Source organism: Mesorhizobium sp. M7A.T.Ca.US.000.02.2.1, assembly GCF_003996995.1.
Taxonomy (GTDB): domain Bacteria; phylum Pseudomonadota; class Alphaproteobacteria; order Rhizobiales; family Rhizobiaceae; genus Mesorhizobium.
Window position 1 is genome coordinate 1 of record NZ_RZTT01000722.1, and the last position, 1,575, is coordinate 1,575.

Below are 1,575 nucleotides of genomic sequence, written 5' to 3' on the forward strand. Positions count from 1 at the left end.
GTTCGGCGCGATGATCGTCGGCGTCGTCTCCATGGGCCTCAACATGCTGGGGGCCGATCCGCAATGGAAGGTTCTGCTCACCGGTGTGCTGATCATCGGCGCCGTGGCAGTCGACCAATGGATCAGAAAGGTTTCGGCATGACCATGACCCAAGAACCCATTCTCACCGCGCGTGGCCTGGTCAAGCGCTACGGCCGCGTCACCGCCCTCGACAACGCCGACTTCGACCTCTACCCCGGCGAAATCCTTGCTGTCATCGGTGACAATGGCGCCGGCAAATCGTCGCTCATCAAGGCGATTTCCGGCGCTGCCGCGCCCGATGAAGGCGAGATCCAGCTCGAAGGAAAACCCGTCTCCTTCAAATCGCCGATGGAGGCCCGCGAAGCCGGTATCGAGACCGTCTACCAAAACCTGGCGCTGTCGCCGGCGCTGTCGATCGCCGACAACATGTTCCTTGGCCGCGAAATCCGTAAACCGGGTTTTCTGGGCGATTGGCTTCGCATGCTCGATCGCCCGGCGATGGAAAAGCGCGCCCGCGACAAGCTTACCGAACTTGGCCTGATGACCATCCAGAACATCAGCCAGGCTGTGGAGACGCTCTCGGGCGGCCAAAGGCAGGGCGTTGCCGTGGCGCGTGCGGCCGCCTTTGGCAGTCGTGTGGTGATCATGGACGAGCCGACGGCCGCCCTTGGCGTCAAGGAAAGCCGCCGCGTGCTCGAGTTGATCCTCGACGTCAAGAAGCGCGGCCTCCCGATCGTGCTGATCTCGCACAACATGCCGCATGTCTTCGAAGTGGCCGATCGCATTCACATCCATCGGCTGGGCCGTCGCCTCGCCGTCATCGACCCCAAGCAATATACGATGTCCGACGCCGTCGCCTTCATGACCGGAGCCAAGGCCCCGCCGGAGGCGGCGCTGGCGGCTTGATACATGTCGCCCAAGTGGCTGGCGCATGGCGACAACGGCAAGCACGGAACAGGGATTTGAAGCGCGGCGCGCGGGCCGTCTTGGCGCGTCACAGTTCAGAATTGCCAAATTGCCGCAGGGGGCAAGCCGGAGCGAACCTGTTTAAATCGATTGAATATATGGCGGTATCAGCTAGCATGGGCTGGGAGGAGCGATGAAAGCCGGTATGATCATGGCAACCGCACGAGAGGCATCATGACGAGCGCGATGACATCCGAACCCCTTCCGCCACTGCTCGAAAATCCTGACCCAAAGACACTCGCACGTGAAGTCTTGGTTGCCCTCAAATACAGGGTCGGCAAGGACACCACCGTTGCGACCCAGTACGACTGGCTGACCGCCTCGATCAAGGTCGTGCGCGACCGGATCGTCGATCACTGGATGCAGGCGACGAGAGAGGCTTACGACCAGAAGGAAAAGCGCGTCTATTATCTGTCGCTGGAATTCCTCATCGGCCGCCTGATGCGCGATGCTTTCTCCAATCTGGGCCTGATGGACAACATGCGCGAGGCGCTGTCGTCGTTGGGTGTCGACCTCGACTTGATTGCAGCACTCGAGCCCGATGCGGCGCTCGGCAATGGCGGCCTCGGCCGGCTCGCGGCCTGCTTC

2 protein-coding genes and 1 pseudogene are annotated in these 1,575 nt (G+C 61.8%); all 3 read left to right on the plus strand.

The window, feature by feature from the left end:
* Positions 1-142: pseudogene (locus EOD15_RS33975) on the plus strand (ABC transporter permease); the annotation flags it as partial.
* 2 nt (positions 143-144) lie between these two features.
* A complete protein-coding gene (locus EOD15_RS33980) occupies positions 145-927 on the plus strand; it encodes an ATP-binding cassette domain-containing protein (protein WP_164761817.1) in 783 nt (260 codons plus the stop codon).
* A 234-nt stretch (positions 928-1,161) separates the two neighbouring features.
* Positions 1,162-1,575: glycogen/starch/alpha-glucan phosphorylase (locus EOD15_RS33985; RefSeq protein ID WP_185929158.1), on the plus strand; the 414-nt coding region annotated here is incomplete at its 3' end.